Here is a 20,434-nt window from a genome sequence, read left to right as displayed (position 1 = left end):
TATAGAAATCGGGGTATCGTCGAATTACTGCTGAAGATGTTGCCAAATTTGACCCAGTGCATCAGCGGCAGGCATTTCCAGACGGTATTGCACGATTTCCGAAACCGGGGTTTCACCCGGGTTAATTTCAACAGTCGGAATGCCTTGTTGGGCTGCACGGATTACAGGCTCGACAATGTAAGGGAATGCACCGGATGTTCCTATGGAAAAAACCAGTTCAAAGCCTTTCATATATTCGCGCATCAATATCTGTAGTTTCTGTTCCGGCAACATCTCGCCAAACAGCACCACATCCGGTCGGATTACACCCCCGCACTGATCACAATGCGGGGGAAAATCAACACTGTCCGCTGTGTCATCAAAAAGGGCTTCATGGGTGTACTCTGCCGCGCACGTCGGGCAATGTAAATCAAAAGCATGACCATGAATCTCGATCAGGTTTTCACTGCCTGCAGTTCGGTGATAGCCATCGACATTTTGAGTGAGTACCCAGCTTTCCGGCTTCCGTTTTTCCAGTGCTGCAATCACTTCATGGGCACGGTTGGGTTTGGCTTGTCGGCAGGCTGAGCCAATTTGCCACAGGTATTTCCAGGTAATATCCGGGCGGGACGCCATCATTTGAGCACTGAGGGCTTCCTCGATGGTGTAACCATCATCGGTAAGATTGCGGTCATACAGCCCACCGACACCGCGGTAAGTTGGCAGTCCCGATTCAGCTGAGATTCCGGCTCCAGTGATAAACAGTATGCGCTGGGATTGTGCAATCAGCTCGCTTACTTTGTTGATTAATTCTTTATCTGTGGCATCTTGGATCATGGGCCTGCCTCTCTGAGCTGGTTAATTAGGGGGCCAAGCGGTTTATTTGCCAGTTATTTTTTTCGTTTTCATCATGGCGGTAGACAAAGCGGTCATGCAAGCGGTTTTCCCGCCCCTGCCAGAACTCAATTTTTTCCGGAATGACACGATACCCACCCCAGAAATCAGGTAAGGGTACTTCGCCGTCTTTGAATTTTTCCGTCATTTTCGCCAGACTCATTTCCAGAAACTGCCGCGAGCTGATTACCTCGCTTTGCTGGCTGCACCAAGCCCCAAGTTGGCTTCCGCGCGGGCGGGTCGAGAAATATTTGAACGATTCCGCGGAGCTGATTTTTCTGGCACAACCTTCAATGCGGATTTGCCGGTTCAGTTGCAGCCAGGGAAAAAGCAGGGCAACTTTATCGTTATCTTTAAGATCTTTGGCTTTGCGGCTCCCGTAGTTGGTAAAAAATACAAAGCCTTCGTAATCGAACAACTTTAACAACACGGTCCGCGCGGAGGGTTGCCCTTCAGCATTTACGGTGGCCAGGGTCATTGCGTTCGGGTCGATAATATCGGCCTCACTGGCCTGGGTGAACCAGCGCTCAAACTGATCCACCGGATTGGCCGCCAAATCTTCCCGATTGAGCCCCTGACTCATGTACTCTCGTCGTAGTGATCCTATATCCATACTAATTTACTCGCTTGATTTTTCTGTTTTAAGCGTTGCGCCGGAATACTGTGTATCTTTACGGTTTAACTTCGGTTTTGGATCTGTGGTTCGAACTTGCGTTATACTACCGCGTTATAGGTGAACTACAAATACCCGATTTGTCGCATAAGCGGGTATCCGCGTTTCAAGGAATCTCAACATGACCAGCCAAGCTTTGCCTTCTTACCAGGCTATTTTAGAACCATTGACCATCATTGACTCGTTTTTGTCGAGTGAACAGCGCGATGAGGGTTGTTACAGTCTTGATAAGACGCTGGGCGCAATGGTCGCGCATATCTCCAGTCCCGGGGGATGCTCCGACCTCGACCTGGTCGAGCTCGTATTCAATGGGGAAGATGCAGCCACGGCACTATGGGTGACTGATGAAGCGTTGAATGTGGCCTGGAGTCAAGTCCTGACGGGCCTGCGCACGCTGATGGAAGATGAGGCGCTTGCCTTTGCCAATGATTATCCGATTCCTGCCGAGGCCACTGAACCACCCGAGCGTATGCAGCAGTGGTGTGAAGGGTATTTACATCGATTTCAACTGTCGGAACCCGACTGGCGTTCTGTGGTTGAGGAGTTGGGGGAGGCAAAAATTGCAGAGGAAGTGCAATCCGCGCTTTCCGTGATTGCCACCTATGCGGATTGGCAACTGGCGCTTGAAAGCGCTGAAGAGCCGGAAGTATTGCAAAGCAACTTGCACGATGTGCAAAAGGCGGTGGAGCATGCTGTCCATATGCTGTTTACATTAGGCTCGACCGTCCAGCGATTTGAAAATTACGAACCCCATGAACCCTTTATTCGTGAGACGGAAAAGGTCGGGCGGAATGACCCGTGTGTGTGCGGGAGCGGTAAAAAATACAAGAAATGTTGCGGTCGATAACTGCTGTTATCGACCGTATGAGCGCGGGTAAACTGACGTCACCGCCCGGTTTTTAGCTGTTCCCAGTACTGGTTGTAAATCTCGATTGCTTTACCCACATCCTTTTGGAACTCACCTTTGGCGATAATTTCTTCAGGCGGGAAGATGGTTTTGTTGTTTCTGGTTTTTTCGTCCAACATGGCAATCCCAGGGGTATTGGGTAGCGCATAACCCGTATATTCTATGCAACGTTTTGCGATTTCGGGTCGCAACATAAAGTCGATAAACTTGTGGGCGTTTTCCTTGTTCTCTGCATTGGCGGGGATGGCGAAACTATCTACCCAGAACGCAGCGCCTTCTTTGGGATAAATATACTGGATATCGTCATCTTCTTCCTGGGCCATAATCACTTCGCCATTCCAGATCATACCCAGGCTGACGTCTCCCGCCATAAACGGTTCTCGCGGGGCGTCGGAATTGAATACAAGCACGTTTGGCATCAACTTTTGCAAGCTTTCGAACGCCTGCTTGAGCTCGCCAGGGTCTGTGGAATTGGCGGAATGGCCGTTTACTGCCAGTGCGATATGAAACACTTCTCGCACATCATCTGTGAGCAACAGGCTGTTTTTCCATTTCGTGTCCCAAAGGTCCTGCCAACCGGTAATTGATGCCGGGTCAATATCGCTGACATTAATCCCGATACCCGTACTGCCCCAAGTGTACGGAATACTGTGCTTGTTTTCCGGGTCATAAGGTTTATCCAGCAGTGCGGGATCGAGGTTTTTGAGGTTGTTTAATTGTGTTTTATCGATCGGTGCTAATAATCCTTCCTGCGCCATTTTGGAAATGTAGTAGGTGGAGGGCACAATGACATCGTACCCGGACGCTTTTTGCAGCTTGATCTTGGAATACATCACCTCATTGCTTTCGTAGGTGTTGTAGTCAACTTCTATTCCCGTTTCTTTGGTGAATTCATCTGTGATGCCTTCGGGAATATATTCGGTCCAGTTGTAAACAACAACTTTACCCTCCGCCAGAGCACCTGTGCAAAACGCGGCGAGCCCAGAGGCTAGCACAATCGATGTTACCGACTTGTATAAAGTGGATGATAATTTCATTTATTGAGGCTCCTTAATTCAAGCGAGGCGTTTGCGTTTCAGTATGAGCGTTATGAGCGCGACCAGGATTAGCGATATTGCCAGTAAGATTGTGGCCAGGGCATTCACCTCTGGCGACACGCCGACTTTTACCATTGAAAAAACACGAACCGGTAGAATTTCAAAACCAGGACCGGTCACGAACGAGCTGATAATCACGTCATCAAGGGATAATGTGAAGCTTAATAGCCAGCCGGACAATATTGCAGGGAACAGTGTGGGTAACATGATTTTGTAAAATGTCTGCCATTCCGTTGCTCCCAGATCCTGTGCCGCTTCGAGTATGTTTCGGTCGAAATCTTTGAGCTGGGCATACACGGTAATCACGACAAAGGGCAAACAAAAAGTGATATGGGAAATCAATAAAGACCAGAAACCCAGCTGGATGCCGATGGCGATAAAAATAACCAGGAATGTAATTGCCAGTACAATGTCCGGTGACAGCATGAGCACAAATAACATGCCACTGGAGAGTTTTTTCAGTGGGAATCGGTACCGGTAAAGACCCTGCGCAATCAGTGTTCCAAGCACGGTTGCCAACGTTGCTGCCAGAACCGCAATGGTCAGGGAGTTGCTGAATGCTTGCATTAATGCATCGTTGTCCCACAATTTTTCATACCACTTGGTCGAGAAGCCTTTCCATTCATGCCCATATTTGGATTTATTGAATGAATTGGTAACCAACACCGCCATGGGTAAATACAGGTAAACAAATATAAGTACGACCAGGGAAATTTTAAAGATTTTCATCGTCCAACCCCCCCTGTCGCTGCACATATCGATTGCTCAGGAAATAGATCCAGAGCATCAATGCCATCAGCACAATCAATATCACACTGAAAGCGGAGCCAAAAGGCCAGTCTCTCACCACCAGGAACTGGTTTTTGATTACATTACCGAGCAGCAAGCTCTTCGCGCCACCCAGTAAATCCGCAACATAGAACATCCCCATTGCCGGCAAAAAGACAATCAGGCATCCGGCGACAACCCCAGGCATGGTGAGCGGAAGTACGATATGCCAGAATCGCATGAATGCATTGGCACCCAGATCATGCCCGGCTTCCAAGAGACTGTTGTCCAGTTTGTCAAAACTGGATATCAGCGGTAACACCATGAATGGAAATAGAATATAAACCAGACCAAAGATTACGGCAAAGTCACTATAGAGCAGCTGTAAGGGGGCATCACTCAAGCCGAGTCCCATGATAATTTCGTTGAACAGGCCTTTCTTTCCCAGCAAGGCTTTGATGGCATAAGTGCGAATCAGGCTGTTAGTCCAGAAGGGGATAATCATCAGGAACAGCAATAATGCCCGCCAGACGGGTTTCAGACGAGCGACATAATACGCGAAGGGATAACCAATCAGCAGGCAAATGATCGTAGTTGTCAGGGACAACGTAATACTGTGCCAGAACACCTCGGCATAGATCGGTTCAAACACCCGTTTATAAGCATCCAGTGTCAATGGCCAGACGGCTAAGTGATCTGCGTCAGGCGTGAGGATACTGGTCAAAACGACGAGTAAATGGGGGAGCAATACAAAAATACCCAGCCACCCCAGAGTGAGTAGTATGACAACTCGCCTGAAATTTACTGTTCTGAGTCCTGGCATTGCGACTTCAGACCTCCGCTTTGATAACGTGTTCCCAACCGTGGACCCAATCTACCCAGACTTTCTGGCGGATGCTGTAGTCAAAATCCGGATCGTCTTCATCGAAGAATTCGCTGGCTTTCACTTCTTGACCATCTGCCAGGCGAATCACGGAATCGAGGGTTTTTCCGGTGTAGTTGCGTTCTACGATTTCGCCGTGAAAGCCAGGTTTGTCGGGTGCATCTTCCAGGTACTCGATGCGCAAATCTTCAGGCCTGAGCAGAACCAGTACGTCGTCTCCGGCTTCGAACCGTCGATCCGCGACAATCTCCCGGGATTGATTTTGTACGTTCGCCCGGTAACGATATTCGCCCAGAGAGGCCTCGATTTGTGCCGGGAACACGTTGATTTCACCAATAAAGCGCGCTACAAACAGGTTGTTCGGGCTTTCGTATATTTCTCTGGGGGTGCCAACCTGTTGGGGTTGGCCATTGTGCATGACCAGCACACGATCCGACATGGAGAGCGCTTCTTCCTGATCATGGGTCACATAAATAAATGTAATCCCCAATTGCCGTTGAAGCTGTTTCAGCTCAATTTGCATTTGTTGCCGCAGTTTATAATCCAGGGCGCTGAGTGATTCATCCAAAAGCAGCACTTGTGGACGATTGACCACCGCGCGTGCGATGGCAACCCGTTGTTTCTGACCGCCTGAAAGCTGGTGTGGTTTGCGTTGTGCGAATTCACTCAACCGAACCATTGCGAGTGCCTCGGTGACTCGCTTGTCGATTTCAGTTTTGCTGACTTTTGCCATTTTCAAACCGAACGCAACGTTGTCAAATACAGACATATGGGGAAACAGGGCATAGCTCTGAAACACGGTATTTACGGGTCTCTTTTCCGCAGGAATAGCGGTTACATCTGATCCCCGTAACAATATCTCGCCTTCATCGGGGGATTCAAAGCCGGCAATAAGGCGCAGAATAGTTGTTTTACCGCAACCGGATGGGCCCAGTATGGTGAAAAATTCACCCTCCCGGATGGTTAAATCGAAACCGGAGAGCACATCCTGGGTCTGAAACGTTTTACTGATTCCATTAAGCGTGAGCACATTTGTTTGCTGCTGTCCACTCGCCAATTCATTACCTCCTAAACAATTCGGTCTTTAGGGTCAACAGACCCTAATATTTATACAGCTTCTATCCTCAATAAGTCCCTTTCCTGTAACCCGTAATTTGATAAAAAGTTCCATTGATTTTAACTATGGCTGATATTTGGGCAAACGATTTTTAACCAGATTAGCAGATCCTGATAATGAGCCCATCCAAAACAACTGCTATCAATGAATGGGAGAGTTAAATATGACACCATATACTATCTTCGGACGCGCAGGTTGTGGTTATTGTGTACGCGCAAAATTACGACTGGAACAGGAGCAGATCCCCTTCCGCTATGTGGACATCCATGAGGCCGGTATCAGTAAGGCGGATTTAGCGAAAACCATCGGTAAAACTGTGGAAACAGTGCCTCAAATTTTTCACGGGCGCGAGTATATCGGTGGTTATACTGATTTGGAAGCGTACCTTGATCGAATTTTGGCTGCGTGAACTTGATTCAGTTCTAACGCTCAGCGCCTGCCGCATTTGGCTGGCGCTGAGCGTTAGAACAGAAGAAAACTCTACATATTCTTGATCTAACCCCGTTTTTTCTCCCGGTTCAATCTGCTAGCCTTTTCTCCCGGAACTCGTTGCATTATCCCTCATTATATATCCCCGAATCATCGAGAAGTATTTATGACCCAAGCACATGCCTGGTATGAGCCTTTTGATAACAGTCTGAAAGCGATCAAAATCATGATTCGTGGGCAGCTCTGGGCGCAGATTATTGTCGCCCTGATTGCCGGTGTTGGATTGGGTTCCATGCTTTCACCACAAGGGGGAGGCTGGTTAGCTGCGGATACCGCGGTTACGGTGGCAGAATGGGTTAAATTGCCGGGCAGTATATTTCTGGCCTTGATTCAAATGGTGGTCATACCCTTGGTGATGAGTTCGATCATGCTGGGGGTCGCAACCGCGGGTGATCCGGCCTATCTTAAGCGCATCGGCTTGAGAATTTTCCCTTATTTTGTCTTGACGACTTGTCTGGCCGTGACCATCGGAGCCGCGCTGGCAGTCTGGATCAATCCCGGACAGTTTATTGACGGGGCGTTACTGGCGGTTGTAGACCCAGGTGTGCAAACGATCCAGCCGGACTCAGGGTTATCTGTACCTGAGCGTCTTGTATCTTTGTTCCCGAAGAGTATGGCGCAGGCGTCAATTGATCAAAGTATGCTGCAGTTGGTTGTCTACTCAATCATTATGGGGGTGGCATTAATCGCTTTGCCGGAACGCAAGGCAAAATTATTATTGCAGGTCCTGGACAGCGTGCAATCTATTGCAATGAAAGTCGTCAGTTGGGCCATGATGTTGGCACCATATGCAGTATTTGGACTGTTGTGTGAAATTACCATCAAGATCGGCTGGGATGCGCTCTTGGGGATGTCGGTCTATGTGTTTACCGTAATCTCAGGTTTGCTTATATTGCTTTTTTGCTACCTTGTGATCGTGAAGGTCTTTGCGCGCCGCTCGCCACTGGCGTTTCTGAAGTCTATCCGCTCGGTTCAATTGCTGGCATTTTCGACATCAAGTTCTGCGGCGGTGATGCCCTTGTCCTTGAGGACGTCTGAGCAGGAGTTGAAGGTAAAACCGGCGATAGGGCAGTTCGTTGTGCCGCTAGGGGCAACCATAAACATGGATGGTACGGCGTTGTATCAGACTGTAGCGGCATTATTTCTGGTACAGGTGTTTGGCATTGATTTGAGCTTTGGAGAGATGATTTTGTTGATGCTTACGACGGTCGGGGCATCTATTGGCGCACCGAGTACACCTGGGGTAGGGATTGTTATTTTGGCGACATTATTGGCGAGTGTGGGTGTTCCGGGCTCTGGAATTGCACTAATTCTGGGTGTCGACCGAATTCTGGATATGAGTCGAACAGCAATCAATGTGTCTGGAGATATGACGGCGTGCTGTGTGATGGACCGGTGGTTGCCGGTGGTTGATGACCAACAACCTCTGGATTACTGGAAAAGTTAGCTTCGGATTCAGTTTACATTCAGCTACAGCGCGTTAATATTCCGGTATTGCCAGCACATTAGAGGTTAACTGCATGGAACATTATGAGGCGCTGCTAGCGACCTTGTCTCTTACAATGGGGGCGGCTTGGGCGAGCGGTATCAATCTTTACGCTGCACTATTGGTCCTGGGATTGGGCGGTGCAACCGGGAATATTGATTTACCACCGGATCTACAAGTGTTACAAAATCCATTGGTAATCGGTGCTGCTAGCCTGATGTATATGGTTGAATTTGTGGCCGATAAAACGCCGGGCGTTGATTCCGGCTGGGATACACTCCACACCTTTGTGCGCATTCCTGCCGGTGCAATGCTGGCAGCCGGTGCAGTCGGGGATGTTACCCCTGCGCTCGAGATTGCGGCAGGTATCCTCGGTGGCTCTCTGGCTGCAACATCTCATGCAACCAAGGCCGGAACGCGGATGGCGATTAATACATCCCCGGAGCCCGTAACGAACTGGACCGCGTCAATTTTAGAAGACGTGATGGTCGTCGCTGGACTATGGACGGCGTTAAATCACCCGGTTTGGTTCCTTGCCGCGTTGTTACTGTTTATCATTCTGGCTATTTGGTTATTGCCCAAACTCTGGCGTTTCATTCGGGCTGTTTTTCGCAAAATTGCGCGCTTTTTAGGGATCAGACCACAGGCGGAGCCGAGCTCGAGTGCTTCTGTTGGAGGAGCACATTCAGCCGTGGGAGAAGCACCGGACCGAATATCACAACTTGAACGGTTGCAAAGTTTATTGCGTGACGGTGTGCTGACCCAAGCCGAGTTTGAACTTGAAAAACAGCGCATACTTCAGGTTGAAGTATCAAGTGACCCCGCACCACGCCAGGGTCACGATTGAGATTGAGTCTTTACAGAGAGCGCATGTGGAATACATGCTCGGTATGCGCAATGGCATCCAGCAAAACAGGGGATGGCGCGCTTTCTACGTCCAATATATTGTAGGCGATGTCATCTTTGCTTTTGTTTAACATTTCAACGACGTTGATGTTTTGATCGGCTAACAGATTCAATACATGGCTGAGTACCTTGGGCACATTCTGATTGGCAAAGCAGATTCTGTAACCGGTTGTACGTTCCAGTTCACAGGCGGGAAAATTTACTGAGTTTCGAATGTTGCCGTGTTCAATAAAATCAACAAGCTGTTGAGCGGCCATAATCGCACAGTTCGATTCGGCTTCCCGGGTACTGGCACCCAGGTGTGGCATGGCAATCACATCCTGACGCCCCATGAGTGAAGGGGCGGGAAAGTCCGTAACGTAGCTGGTCAGTTTGCCCTGATCGAGAGCGGTTAAAACATCATCTGTGTTAACAATGGCTTCTCGAGAAAAGTTGAGCAATCGGGCACCGGTTTTGAACGAGGCCAATGTATCCTGATTGACCAGATTTTTCGTTGCGGGTATTGCCGGTACGTGAAGCGTAATATAGTCGCTACGGCCAAGAAGCTGCTGCAGATTTTCCGCTTTCTGTACCTGAGAAGGCAAGCGCCAGGCCGCCTCGACAGAGAGGGCGGGATCAAATCCAATTACTTTCATGCCCATATTCAAAGCCATATTGGCCACATTTGAGCCAATTGCGCCCAACCCGACGACACCCAGGGTTTTGCCCATTAACTCCTGTCCCTTGAAGTTCTTTTTTTCCCGCTCCAGAACGGTGGACAGCGATTTTGGATCTATTTCCGTTAATCCTGCGGTGAATTGCAGGCCGGTGTAGATGCCGCGGGACGCGAGCAGTAAGCCCGCCATAACCAGTTCTTTCACTGCATTGGCATTGGCTCCCGGAGTATTGAATACCACAATTCCTTGTTGGGTGCAGCGTTCTACCGGGACGTTATTTACACCTGCGCCTGCACGGGCTACTGCGGTGAGTTGTTGTGGAAATACGAGATCCAGCAGATTGGCACTGCGAACCAGAATACCGTCGGGTTGGGGTAATTCACTGGCAACTTCATACTTATCCCGTGAAAATTGCTCTAGCCCTTCTATGGCAATGCTATTGTAAGTTCTTATTTGATACATGAGTCGTCCTTCCTGTCGTGGGGGACAGCAGACTCTGTACTTCAGATAATGCGTCAGTCGGTACTTTCTTCTGAAAATGAAGTCGAATGAGTGCTGTTCCTTCAGCTTAATTCGATTATCGTGGTTTGCAACTCAGGGATGTTTTTAAAAAAGTCCTATTTATTGATCAGAATCACTTTGGTCGTGTAGCATCCGGTGTGCGGTCACGGTACCATCAAAGCTCGTCGCTCTCATGAGTCCATTCAAGGCTATACTGAATGAACAGGCACCAGAAGGTGGTGATCACAAGAGGTATGTATATGTTTAGTAGTCACATCACATATCGATTTGAGGGCAAGGCTGGATGATAGCAGTGTATTGTCAGATATTGTTGGTCATTTTTATTTTTCTTAGTCCGCTCTGTCAGGCTGAATCGGGCAATCCAGATAGCACAGAAACAATCAAAATCGGTGCTATTTTTGCCAAAACCGGAGCTGCAGCTTCGGCAAATCTCCACCATTTTCAAGCGGCCCGTTTCGCTGTGGATGAAATCAATGCCCGGGGGGGGCTATTAGGGCGAACTGTCGAATTATTGGAATTTGATAACGCCAGCACGCCAATTCAATCCAAACTGGCGGCCAAGAAAGCGGTCGATTCGGGCGTTATTGCCGTAATTGGCGCTTCCTGGAGCTCGCATTCACTTGCCATAGCGCCGGTATTGCAAACGGCGGGCATCCCGATGATCAGTCCGGATTCAACCAATCCGGAAGTGACGCGCAAGGGGGATTATATCTTTCGTGCATGCTTCATCGATTCGTTTCAAGGCAAAGCATTGGCGAAATTTGTTCGCGACTCTTTTCAGGCCCGGACAGCGGTCATCATCACTAAAATTACCAGTGCCTACAGTCTGGGATTGGCGGAAGCATTTCGAGACGCCTACAACGGGCTTGGAGGCAAGGTTCTCAGGGAGTTCGAATACAAACAGGATGATACTGATTTCAGAGATATGCTGAAAAAAACGGCTCAACTTAAACCTGATGTGCTTTTTGTGCCGGGACATGATGAGAGCGGATTGATTGTGAAGCAGGCTCAGGAAATGGGCATTCACGCTATTTTTCTGGGCGGGGATGGCTGGGCATATCAACGTTTCTTTTCAAATGGCGGGCGGGATTTAAAATCGGGTTACTTCACCAGCCACTGGACAAAAGATCTGGATACGCCGAAAAGTCGTGACTTTGTTCATCGTTACCGGCAGCGATATGATTTAAACGAGTTCGCCGCTGTGGTTTATGATGCCGCGATGATTCTGGCAGAGGCCATTTCCCGGGCGGGCACCCTTGATCGGCCCAAGATTCGTGATGAACTGGCAAAAACCAAGTCATTCGAAGGCGTTACCGGTGCCATATCATTTAACCGGTTTGGAGATTCAATAAAGCAGGCTGCTGTCATGAAGATTGTCGATGGTACGGTTCAGTTTCATGACATGGTTCAACCCTGAGGTGGCGATTTAACTGTGCCTATTCGATCTAATCTTCGCCTCAAAATAAATACCGCAATCATCGCAACACTGCTCATTGTGACACTTATATTCAGTGTTTTATTGGCCGTTTATGAGGGGCAACGTCGCGCCGACGCAATTCAACAAGTGGAAGCCTCTCTGGAGGATTTGCTGCACCAGCAGTCTGAAAAGCTGGCGAATGAAATCTTTGCGCTCCAGAAAAAAGCACTCAAAGTAACCTTCGACCAGTATTTGAAGCGTGAGAATTTCGTGTCGATGAGTGTTTTTGACGAGGTGGGTCGATTAATTCTTACATCGGATCCCGCATCGGCTTCGGATTTAAATTCTGCAGAGCTTCATGATTTGGCGCAAACAGCGCAGCACTACCGAACGGACTCCTGGCAGGGGCACAGAGTTCTCACATTTACCCGGTTAATTAGTGCCTATGGCGAAAATATTGGTTACTGTCGAATTCGCTACTCACTGATGAGTCTTGAACAGCAAACCCGGCAGATACTTTTCATTTTTGCCAGTTTGATACTGACCCTGTTCGTGCTGGTGCTGTTTCTCATGAACACCTTGCTAACCCGTCTGGTATTAAAACCGGCTTATCGCTTGACGCATATCGTCCGGCAGTCCCGGGAAACTGAGCAAACACTCCCCAATCTCACAGAACAGATAGAATTTGTGAAACTGGCGAACGTATTGCGAAAAATCAGGCAGGATTTGAATGAACTTGATACCCAACCCGATGAGCTGGGTACACTGGCGCAATCATTTTCGCAAATGGTTGATTCGTTGGATTTTGCATACCAGAACCTGCATCAGGCTGAAGAAAAATACCGAAGCATCTTTGAAAACTGTGTTGAAGGTATTTTTCAGATTGATACAAAGGGGCGCGTGCTCAGTGCAAATTCAGCGATGGCAGGTATGTTTGGCTTTTCCAGTGCTTATGCGTTGATGAGCGAACCCAGACCCTTTTTCGAATACGGACTGGTGCAGGCAGTGGATTGGGCAAATCTCATTGATCTATTGCAAAAGCGCCGATTGATGAAAGATCAGGAGCTTCATTTTAGAACCAAAAATGGTAAGCAGTTCTGGGCTTCCGTAAATATCAGGCTGGTTCACTGTGAAGAGAGTGATGCCGCCTATTTTGAAGGCACGATTTTTGACATCACTGAGCGGTTGGAGAAAGAACGGGCAGAGCAGGAGAAAGTCACTGCAGAGATGGCAACCCAAGCGAAAAGTGAATTCCTGGCCAGTATGAGCCATGAAATTCGTACGCCGATGAATGCCATCATTGGTTTGACTGAGCTTACATTCAATACCACGCTCACACCCAGACAAAAAGATTACCTCAAAAAGGTGCTCGCTTCAGCCAAGTGGTTGTTAAACATTATTAATGACATCATGGACTTTTCCAAGATTGAGGCCGGTAAACTGGATCTGGAAAATACCGAGTTCTTTCTGCCAGAGGTATTAGAAAATCTTTCTGGCACGTTTTATATGGAAACCGCTGATAAAGGCGTGGAAATTGTGTTCTCCTTTTCACCTCAGATTCCCTGGAATCTAGTCGGGGACCCTGTCCGATTAGGTCAGATACTGACAAATTTAACCAGTAATGCGATCAAGTTTACAGATCAGGGGCAGATTGTCATTTCCATTTCGGTGCTGGATCGTTGTGAGCGTACGGTATCATTGGAGTTTGCCGTTACAGACACCGGCATAGGAATTCCGAAAGAGAAACAGGCGCAGCTGTTTGAATCCTTCAGCCAGGTGGACTCTTCGACCACGCGAGAATACGGTGGAACCGGGTTGGGATTGGCGATTTGTAAGCAGTTAGTTGAGCTCATGGGGGGCGAAATCAAAGTTGAGAGTGAAGCTGGAAAAGGCAGCACATTCAGCTTTGCTGTTGCGTTTCACCTCGGCAGCCAGTCAAATGCACCGGCCCAAATTCCCATGGAGCTTGCGGGGCTGTCTATTTTGTTGGTGGATGATGTACCGGTAACGCGAATGGTATTGGATAAGATGCTCCGCTCATTCGGATTTAAGGTAACGACCCTTGATAATCCCACTGAAGCCTGGGGATTATTGCAATCAGAGAGTGAAATGGCATTCGACTTGCTTGTAACAGACTGGAGTATGCCAGGCATGAGTGGCTTGGAGTTAATCGATCTCGTTAAGCGCAACCCCAAATTTAAGCATTTACCCATTGTTTTGATTTCGGCATTTGATAAAGACGGTCGATTAGTGGAGGAGGTTAGTCCTGAACGAGTGAGTGCTTTTCTAACCAAGCCGGTGAGCCAGTCAGCATTGTTCGATACCTTGATGGATATTTTTGGCAGCCGCCTGCTCCGTTCTCAGCAAACCCGTTTGCAAAGATACGGTATTCCCCCGGAAGTCAGTCGGTTACAAGGCGCCCGTATTCTGGTGGTTGAAGACAGTGATATCAACCAGCAAGTGGCAAAAGAGTTATTGGAGAGCGCAAAAATACACGTTGTTGTATCTGATAATGGTCAGGAGGCCGTGCGAGCTGTTCAGGAATTCCAGTTTGATGCCGTGCTTATGGATATTCAAATGCCGGTCATGGATGGTTTGCAGGCAACCAGACTCATTCGGAGATGGGAAGCCGGTCGTCAGGATGGCAGGGCACCGCTTCCTATTCTGGCCATGACGGCCCATGCGTTACCTCAGGAGCGAGAGAAGTGTATGGCGGCGGGGATGGATGACTTCCTCACCAAACCAATTAACAGTCAGCAATTATTTGTTGCTTTGCTTAGATGGATATCGGCGCAAGGGGATGGTCTGTCCATAATGGATGATGGGCAACACATTGACCCTGTTTTGCTGGAGTTTCCCGAATACCTGGAGTGCATTGATACTGACGCCGGGTTGCAGCGTGTTGCCCATAACCGAGGCCTCTATCGGGAGCTGTTGTTGAAGTTCTATCATCGCTATGCAGGAATTGATCAGGCAATTCAGTCGCAGTTGGCGGTAAAGCAGCTGATATCGGTGATTCATATTGTGCATACATTGAAAGGGCTGGCGGGAAATCTTGGGGCCACAGCTCTGGCTGGATTTGCGGGGGAGCTTGAGAATCGGTTAAATAAGAGTGTCGATAATGCAAATGTGTCTGTGGAATCGTCTTCAGAGTGGCAAAATTTTGTACAGGCCTTGAACACCTTGTTGCATGCTTTGGAGCGATTTGAGCAGGAGCCGGTATCAAAAAATGGTGCCAAACTGCCCGTTTCTGCAAATTCCCGAACACTGGTTGAGGGCTTGGGTCAGTTGAGGTCGCTATTACAACATGATTATGGGGAAGCACTGGTATTGATTGCTACGTTGCGTGAGCAGCATTCGGATGCTGCCACTGCTGCGTATCTGGATCAGTTGGAGCAAAGCGTCAGTCAGTTTGATGAGCGTGAAACACAGCGTTTGCTAGCGGAAATGGGGGCTAAACTTGGAGGGAGAATTGCTAAATCACAAGGATATTCAGATGGTATCAAGTAAAAAGCAGAGAGTTCTGATTGTTGACGACATCGCTGAAAATATCCGGATGTTAATCGAAACGTTGAAAAGCGAATATGCGACGATACCCGCAACCTCAGGCGAGATCGCGATTGAGAAGGCCAATACTGACCCATTACCCGATCTAATCTTGTTGGATATTCTCATGCCAGGGATGGATGGCTATGCGGTCTGTGCAGCGCTGAAGGCAAATCCCCGGACACAGGATATTCCTGTGATTTTCATAACGGCAGTCTCAGAAGCCATGGACGAAGAACGGGCGTTCAAGGCCGGAGCTGTCGATTATATCACCAAACCATTCGTGCCTGCCGTGGTGAAGGCGCGGGTGCAAGTGCATCTTGAATTGAAGTTGAAAAACGACTTGTTGCAGCGGCTGGCTCATATCGATGGCCTGACTAATATCTACAATCGTCGAAAGTTCAATGAATTGCTGGATGAAGAGTGGAAGCGCACGCAACGAAGCCGAAGCCCGCTGGCTTTGATGATGATCGATGTGGATTATTTCAAAAACTACAATGACTTTTATGGCCATACCGCCGGGGATGATTGCTTGCGCAGAGTTGCGCGCTGTCTCGATCAGACTTTGCAGCGTCCGCCGGACACGGTGGCACGATATGGCGGGGAGGAGTTCGTGGTCATCATGCCGGAAACCAATGGCCAAGGTGCACAGTATGTTGCAGAGATGTTGCGCAAAAGTATCGAAGAGTTACAAATTCCCCATGAAGCATCTTGTTGCTGCGGACATGTCACGATCAGTATCGGTCTTGCCGTTGCGATTCCTGAAGTACAAATCGGAACGCCGCGTGAGTTGGTCGATGTGGCGGACCGTTTACTCTATGAAGCCAAGGCTCAGGGTCGTAATCAACTGCACTTTACGGATCTGAGCAAAAATTAGGGCCTGTTGACGTCCAAAGGTTCAGTTGAAGAAAATCGGAAAGTCGCCGAGTTTTTTATCCCCGTATTTTTCCAGTACCCCCTCGATTAATGCATCCAGTAGATGCAAAATTACCGCCTCAATATCCAGTTCTGCGGTGTTGTTCAAATTCAGACGCACCGCGATTCGTTGGTGTTGAAGGTGATCCCAGACGAATTCCAGAATATTTTCAATGGTGTCCGGTGTGGTCGCCTTTCGGGCATAGTTGACGGTGAAGTTTGTTACGGTTCCAATATTTTGTTCAATAAAGCTTTTAATCCGCAGCTCAATATTGCTCGATAACCCCGAGAAGCGTTCGCCTGCCTTCTTGCCAATAGTCTGGCCTGCTTTCAATACCCGACCAGCGATGGGCACTTGTTTTAAAAAGTTCTTATCCAGCAGAAAGCCCTTGATGTTGTTATACAGCAACTCGGACATGAATTTTCGGAACAGAGGGTTGTGGGTGAAAGCTTCAATGGCGTCTTCCTGATTACCCTGATCATTCATGAGTGGCAGGAAAATGTTATAGAACGCCTCTTCAGTCAATACTTCGTTGATATCGATCCGGACCTGCAGGCCATCCAAAAACAACTTTGGCGGAAGAGCGATTCGTTGCAGGTAACCGGACTTCATCAAGACTGCCGCAGTATCCAGAATGAAGGATTTATCCACCAATGTACGAATAGACTTCTTCTTGTTTCGCTCAAACCATGATTTATTGTTTGTCATGCCGACACCGATACGATTGTCACCAAAATGGTACATAAAGACTAAAAAGGATTGCGCATTGTACACTTGTTTTATGCAGATTGGATGTGAATCAGTAACTTATTATGAAACCTGAATCAGCAAAACATACAAATGTGTTTTCAGTTTATGTGTTTAAATTAAGTGGTTGGGTTGTGCTGATGTGCAGTAAACGCTGATGGTTAAACGGTTTTCTGCTAACTTTAGTACAACCAGTTCAGAATAGGTGAGAATGTAAATTGAATGTGCTAGTTGTGGATGATCAAAAGTCAATGCGCAGTGTCACTTCAACAGTTATACGTGAGATGGGGCATGATGTTACTGAAGCGGAAAGTGGTCAGGTTGCTCTGGATATTTATCGAAGCCAAAAAGTTGATTTAATGCTGCTGGATGTCGAAATGCCGGGTATGGATGGTTTCGAGACGGCTCGAGCGATTCGCGAACATAAGTCCGTGTGGTTTCCCATAATCTTTTTGAGCGCAAAAACAGAACCAAAGTTTTTCGTTGAGGGTATTCGGTCTGGCGGGGATATCTACCTCTACAAGCCGATTGTGCCGGAAGTGTTGGAGGCAATGGTTCATGCCATGGAGCGTCTTGCATTGATTCAGGAGGAGCTCCACCAATCCAAGATCAATATGGAAAAAATCGCCAATCGGGATCAATTAACAGGCCTCATCAATCGCCGTGGATTCGATAACGCGGTAAACCTTGAAATCACAAAGTCTAATGCTGACCGGTCACCTCTTGCGCTTATTCTTCTGGATATTGATCAGTTCAAACAGTTTAACGACACTGCAGGTCACCAGGCCGGTGACGAGTGCCTGAAGGTCGTCGCCACAATTTTGCTCAAAGCAATGTGTCGCCCCGCTGATCTCGTCGCCCGTTATGGCGGAGAAGAGTTCGCTGTTTTATTGCACAATACCGACCTCGCAGGAGCACAGGTGGTTGCAGATCGTATTGTGAAAACCTTTGAGGATTTTGCGTACCCGCACCCGAATTCATCGGTTTCCAAGTTTGTTACAGCGAGTGGAGGCGGTGTGCAGTTTGAACAGGGAATGACATCGTCGGCGCTGCTTGAAGCTGCGGATCGATTATTGTATGTCGCCAAAAGAGAAGGGCGAAATCGCATTATTTTCGAAGCGACTGATTCGTAGTGGATTTATCCAAGGTCGCTGTTGCTGACAATATCACCCAGGCGTATTGCGTTATATCCTCACCAAATTGAACCGCGCATTCACTGAGCCCGGTATATTCGGGGTAGCGGGTAATGTTGACGAGTGCACCCACATACATCCGGTATGATTGTTCAGTGATCTGAATCATGGAGGGATCATTAATACTGTAGACATCATGACCCGCAGCGACAAAATCTTCGACTGTCAGTAGAGGTTGATTTTCATCACCATCTTTCGGCGGGAGTGGTGCGACCGATTCTGGGTCTGTATCACGAATTTCCCAGCCATAAATCTCGCCTGTTACAACGTTTTGAGGGCTGATGGGACCATTGTGTTGTTTCATGGTTAGAATAATAAAATGCCCGTCACCATACTGAAATGCCATAGGATCATTTTGCCGATCTTTCGCTTCAATTGTGGGGCCGTTATTGAGAGGGTCGTCGGACATGAGCTCCATCGTATTACCTGTGCCGTCTGTCGATTGATAGTGCCACACCCGGTGACGATACTCGTTTTCGGTATTGGGTGATTTACCGTCCATGGTAAACACATGAATAAGGTTATTCATTGTGATCGCTGTCGAGACTCCCATGTTGCCGCCATCTTCAGAGGTGGCCAGAGTATTGCCCTCCGCTAAAAACCAGCGGCCTTCCTCCGAGCAGCTTGAGGTTAGCGTGGAGCCAAACCCTTGGCCGAGATTACCGCTCGCAGAAAAAATCCGGTAATTAATCGCTCCACAGGTCTCGCTTTCTGTCGGAGTGGGGAGCCGGACGATTTGCGGAAAGGCGGTTTTGTCTCCCCAAAGCGGAGGCATATTTGCTGTGGTGTCTTTGATTAATGTGCCGGCACTCTGCGGTGCACTGAAATCAAAGCCATTTGCGGAACTGGAGAAAATAGTAGAGCCTCCGCTCGTCAGCTCACTGCTGTGGTATAAATAGTAAGTTTCAGAATCAGTGTCGTAACCAATTCTGGGAACCGCAGCACAGGTCTGTCTGATGCCCTCGTCGGGAAGAAAGTTGAAGGCCGGGGAAGTGTCTGCTGCGTTATCATCTTGATTCAGCACAACATCTAATACACTGGGTGTGCCGGGAATGGATACACCACCAAGGGTCGCATCATCCAGTGCATTAAGCGAGAGCCGGGTATTCCCATCGGAGAAAACCAGGGTAGGGGACTGGTTCAAGCCCAAAAAGGTAACAATGGATTTGTTCCCCTCGGAAATCTCGATCACCGTGCCTGAAATTGAAAAGCGGTAATTGGAAAGCTCCTCCGGTAACTCTACACGTTCAATATTCCCGTCCAGCACCACTTCTGGAGACAGCTTGACGATCACCGTCTCCGATCCGGATGCACCCAACACTACGGCATTGGCTTGCAAGGTAACGGTTTCACCCGGCTCCAGAAAGCGGTACGGAGCCTCAAGCGCTGAAGCGTAACCATTATAGCTACACACCAGTGTGCACATTGCTAGTTTCACGTACCTGTTCATCACCTGAATACCGTCATGGACTTTAATCAAACTGTATCAGTTTAAAATATAGTCGATTTTATCCGGGTTGCAGAGCGATACGGATATCGAGAGGGTCACTAAGGCGTTGTCGATGGATTGAAAAGAAATGCTATGCAGGAAAAAATGTGGTAGAAACGAAAAAGCCCCGCACATTGTGCGAGGCTCTTGAATAAGTGGTGCCCAGAGGCGGAATCGAACCACCGACACGGGGATTTTCAATCCCCTGCTCTACCGACTGAGCTATCTGGGCTAATCGCTGTGTGAACGTTTTGTTGCTGCCGTTCGTTGCGACGGGGCGTATTAAAAGGTTTTTGGGATTAATAGTCAAGCATTAATGTAAAAAAAATTTTAAATCTTTGTTTTTGACTATTGATTGATCTTTTTTACAGGTGGTTGATTAAAAAGTCGTCAAATTTAAGGGGTTTCTGATGGCGGAACATAGCCCTCTGCCTGATCCATGTCGTCTGCGTTACAAAAAAACTTTTCCATTTGTTCGTTCAAGTACTCGCGGGTTCTGGGGTCCATCAGGCTCAGGCGTTTTTCATTGATCAGCATGGTTTGGTGTTGTAGCCACTCTCCCCAGGCCTGTTTGGAGATCGTTTCGAACAATTCCTGGCCTTTCGGGCCCGGGATGGGGGGGAAATCCAGGCCTTCCAGTTCTTTTTGGTACTTTTTGCACATTACTTGCCGAGTCATTTCTTTACCTCTTCTATCAGTCTGAACAAAGTGTAACCGATGCTCATAAAATTATGCTAATGAAAAGAACC

The 20,434-nt window shown here is 48.2% G+C and carries 17 protein-coding genes, 1 tRNA gene and 2 pseudogenes; 9 read left to right on the top strand and 11 right to left on the bottom strand.

Going from position 1 to position 20,434, the window contains the following annotated elements; translation table 11 throughout:
- Window positions 1-24 precede the first annotated feature (24 nt).
- Both OLMES_RS20615 and pdxH read right to left on the bottom strand, forming a co-directional pair.
- Window positions 25-816: an SIR2 family NAD-dependent protein deacylase gene (locus OLMES_RS20615; protein ID WP_087462996.1), complete on the bottom strand. Its 792-nt coding sequence runs from the start codon at window positions 814-816 to the stop codon at window positions 25-27.
- Window positions 817-841: 25 nt separating this feature from the next.
- Window positions 842-1,486, bottom strand: a complete 645-nt coding sequence (gene pdxH / locus OLMES_RS20610; protein ID WP_087462995.1) for a pyridoxamine 5'-phosphate oxidase — start codon at window positions 1,484-1,486, stop codon at window positions 842-844.
- A gap of 181 nt (window positions 1,487-1,667) precedes the next feature.
- On the opposite strand from pdxH, the pseudogene OLMES_RS20605 reads away from it, so the two are divergent.
- Window positions 1,668-2,246, top strand: a pseudogene (locus tag OLMES_RS20605) (UPF0149 family protein); the annotation flags it as partial.
- A 57-nt stretch (window positions 2,247-2,303) separates the two neighbouring features.
- A pseudogene (locus OLMES_RS29060) lies at window positions 2,304-2,393 on the top strand (SEC-C metal-binding domain-containing protein); the annotation flags it as partial.
- Window positions 2,394-2,431: 38 nt separating this feature from the next.
- Here OLMES_RS29060 and OLMES_RS20600 read toward each other — a convergent pair.
- The 4 genes from OLMES_RS20600 to potA are packed head-to-tail and all read right to left on the bottom strand — an operon-like array spanning window position 2,432 to window position 6,258.
- Window positions 2,432-3,490, bottom strand: coding sequence for an extracellular solute-binding protein (locus tag OLMES_RS20600; RefSeq protein WP_087462994.1), 1,059 nt, complete (start codon window positions 3,488-3,490; stop codon window positions 2,432-2,434).
- Between the two features lie 18 nt (window positions 3,491-3,508).
- Entirely contained in the window at window positions 3,509-4,279 is a 771-nt protein-coding gene (potC, locus tag OLMES_RS20595) for a spermidine/putrescine ABC transporter permease PotC (protein ID WP_087462993.1), read from the bottom strand.
- Window positions 4,266-5,141, bottom strand: coding sequence for a spermidine/putrescine ABC transporter permease PotB (gene potB / locus OLMES_RS20590; RefSeq protein WP_087462992.1), 876 nt, complete (start codon window positions 5,139-5,141; stop codon window positions 4,266-4,268). Before potB ends, potC begins: the two co-directional genes overlap by 14 nt.
- Window positions 5,142-5,148: 7 nt before the next feature.
- Entirely contained in the window at window positions 5,149-6,258 is a 1,110-nt protein-coding gene (potA, locus tag OLMES_RS20585) for a spermidine/putrescine ABC transporter ATP-binding protein PotA (RefSeq protein WP_087462991.1), read from the bottom strand.
- A 223-nt stretch (window positions 6,259-6,481) separates the two neighbouring features.
- Between potA and OLMES_RS20580 the strand changes: the two genes are divergently transcribed.
- The 3 genes from OLMES_RS20580 (at window position 6,482) to OLMES_RS20570 (ending at window position 9,140) form a co-directional block, all read left to right on the top strand.
- Complete coding sequence (locus tag OLMES_RS20580; protein WP_087462990.1) at window positions 6,482-6,727, top strand: GrxA family glutaredoxin; 246 nt, start codon at window positions 6,482-6,484, stop codon at window positions 6,725-6,727.
- Window positions 6,728-6,913: 186 nt separating this feature from the next.
- Window positions 6,914-8,254, top strand: a complete 1,341-nt coding sequence (locus OLMES_RS20575; RefSeq protein ID WP_087462989.1) for a dicarboxylate/amino acid:cation symporter — start codon at window positions 6,914-6,916, stop codon at window positions 8,252-8,254.
- A 73-nt stretch (window positions 8,255-8,327) separates the two neighbouring features.
- The gene (locus tag OLMES_RS20570; RefSeq protein WP_087462988.1) at window positions 8,328-9,140 is read left to right on the top strand and encodes a DUF4126 family protein; all 813 of its coding nucleotides are present in this window, start codon (window positions 8,328-8,330) and stop codon (window positions 9,138-9,140) included.
- 10 nt (window positions 9,141-9,150) lie between these two features.
- Here OLMES_RS20570 and OLMES_RS20565 read toward each other — a convergent pair whose 3' ends face one another.
- Window positions 9,151-10,317, bottom strand: coding sequence for a 3-phosphoglycerate dehydrogenase family protein (locus tag OLMES_RS20565; RefSeq protein ID WP_087462987.1), 1,167 nt, complete (start codon window positions 10,315-10,317; stop codon window positions 9,151-9,153).
- A gap of 343 nt (window positions 10,318-10,660) precedes the next feature.
- Here OLMES_RS20565 and OLMES_RS20560 point away from each other — a divergent pair, with 343 nt between their 5' ends.
- From OLMES_RS20560 to OLMES_RS20550, 3 genes are read left to right on the top strand one after another with little or no spacing between them, the layout of a single operon-like run.
- Window positions 10,661-11,794 carry an ABC transporter substrate-binding protein gene (locus OLMES_RS20560; RefSeq protein ID WP_087462986.1) on the top strand — a complete coding sequence of 378 codons (1,134 nt, stop codon included), beginning with the start codon at window positions 10,661-10,663 and terminating at the stop codon, window positions 11,792-11,794.
- A gap of 15 nt (window positions 11,795-11,809) precedes the next feature.
- Window positions 11,810-15,304: a response regulator gene (locus OLMES_RS20555; protein WP_087462985.1), complete on the top strand. Its 3,495-nt coding sequence runs from the start codon at window positions 11,810-11,812 to the stop codon at window positions 15,302-15,304.
- Window positions 15,291-16,217: a GGDEF domain-containing response regulator gene (locus tag OLMES_RS20550; RefSeq protein WP_087462984.1), complete on the top strand. Its 927-nt coding sequence runs from the start codon at window positions 15,291-15,293 to the stop codon at window positions 16,215-16,217. Before OLMES_RS20555 ends, OLMES_RS20550 begins: the two co-directional genes overlap by 14 nt.
- A gap of 21 nt (window positions 16,218-16,238) precedes the next feature.
- Here OLMES_RS20550 and OLMES_RS20545 read toward each other — a convergent pair whose 3' ends face one another.
- On the bottom strand, window positions 16,239-16,964 hold the full coding sequence (locus OLMES_RS20545; RefSeq protein WP_157678425.1) for a hypothetical protein: 726 nt from the start codon (window positions 16,962-16,964) through the stop codon (window positions 16,239-16,241).
- Window positions 16,965-17,227: 263 nt separating this feature from the next.
- On the opposite strand from OLMES_RS20545, the gene OLMES_RS20540 reads away from it, so the two are divergent.
- A complete protein-coding gene (locus tag OLMES_RS20540) occupies window positions 17,228-18,136 on the top strand; it encodes a GGDEF domain-containing response regulator (RefSeq protein WP_232465377.1) in 909 nt (302 codons plus the stop codon).
- On the opposite strand, the gene OLMES_RS20535 is transcribed toward OLMES_RS20540, so the two are convergent.
- From OLMES_RS20535 to OLMES_RS20525, 3 genes are all read right to left on the bottom strand, one after another.
- A complete protein-coding gene (locus OLMES_RS20535) occupies window positions 18,111-19,634 on the bottom strand; it encodes a hypothetical protein (protein ID WP_157678423.1) in 1,524 nt (507 codons plus the stop codon). The genes OLMES_RS20540 and OLMES_RS20535 overlap by 26 nt on opposite strands.
- A 207-nt stretch (window positions 19,635-19,841) precedes the next feature.
- A tRNA-Phe gene (locus OLMES_RS20530) sits at window positions 19,842-19,917 on the bottom strand.
- A gap of 164 nt (window positions 19,918-20,081) precedes the next feature.
- On the bottom strand, window positions 20,082-20,363 hold the full coding sequence (locus OLMES_RS20525) for an oxidative damage protection protein (protein WP_087462980.1): 282 nt from the start codon (window positions 20,361-20,363) through the stop codon (window positions 20,082-20,084).
- Window positions 20,364-20,434 lie beyond the last annotated feature (71 nt).

Origin of the sequence: Oleiphilus messinensis (assembly GCF_002162375.1) — a bacterium.
GTDB classification, from domain to species: Bacteria; Pseudomonadota; Gammaproteobacteria; order Pseudomonadales; family Oleiphilaceae; genus Oleiphilus; species Oleiphilus messinensis.
The sequence above is the reverse complement of the archived record's forward strand: the minus strand, read 5'-3'. Positions and strand labels throughout refer to the sequence as shown.

Coding starts and splice junctions, on each gene's coding strand:
- OLMES_RS20615 (WP_087462996.1), bottom strand. CDS start 816: ATGATCCAAGATGCCACAGATAAAGAATTAATCAACAAAGTAAGCGAG.
- pdxH (WP_087462995.1), bottom strand. CDS start 1,486: ATGGATATAGGATCACTACGACGAGAGTACATGAGTCAGGGGCTCAAT.
- OLMES_RS20600 (WP_087462994.1), bottom strand. CDS start 3,490: ATGAAATTATCATCCACTTTATACAAGTCGGTAACATCGATTGTGCTA.
- potC (WP_087462993.1), bottom strand. CDS start 4,279: ATGAAAATCTTTAAAATTTCCCTGGTCGTACTTATATTTGTTTACCTG.
- potB (WP_087462992.1), bottom strand. CDS start 5,141: ATGCCAGGACTCAGAACAGTAAATTTCAGGCGAGTTGTCATACTACTC.
- OLMES_RS20580 (WP_087462990.1), top strand. CDS start 6,482: ATGACACCATATACTATCTTCGGACGCGCAGGTTGTGGTTATTGTGTA.
- OLMES_RS20575 (WP_087462989.1), top strand. CDS start 6,914: ATGACCCAAGCACATGCCTGGTATGAGCCTTTTGATAACAGTCTGAAA.
- OLMES_RS20570 (WP_087462988.1), top strand. CDS start 8,328: ATGGAACATTATGAGGCGCTGCTAGCGACCTTGTCTCTTACAATGGGG.
- OLMES_RS20565 (WP_087462987.1), bottom strand. CDS start 10,317: ATGTATCAAATAAGAACTTACAATAGCATTGCCATAGAAGGGCTAGAG.
- OLMES_RS20560 (WP_087462986.1), top strand. CDS start 10,661: ATGATAGCAGTGTATTGTCAGATATTGTTGGTCATTTTTATTTTTCTT.
- OLMES_RS20550 (WP_087462984.1), top strand. CDS start 15,291: ATGGTATCAAGTAAAAAGCAGAGAGTTCTGATTGTTGACGACATCGCT.
- OLMES_RS20545 (WP_157678425.1), bottom strand. CDS start 16,964: ATGACAAACAATAAATCATGGTTTGAGCGAAACAAGAAGAAGTCTATT.
- OLMES_RS20525 (WP_087462980.1), bottom strand. CDS start 20,363: ATGACTCGGCAAGTAATGTGCAAAAAGTACCAAAAAGAACTGGAAGGC.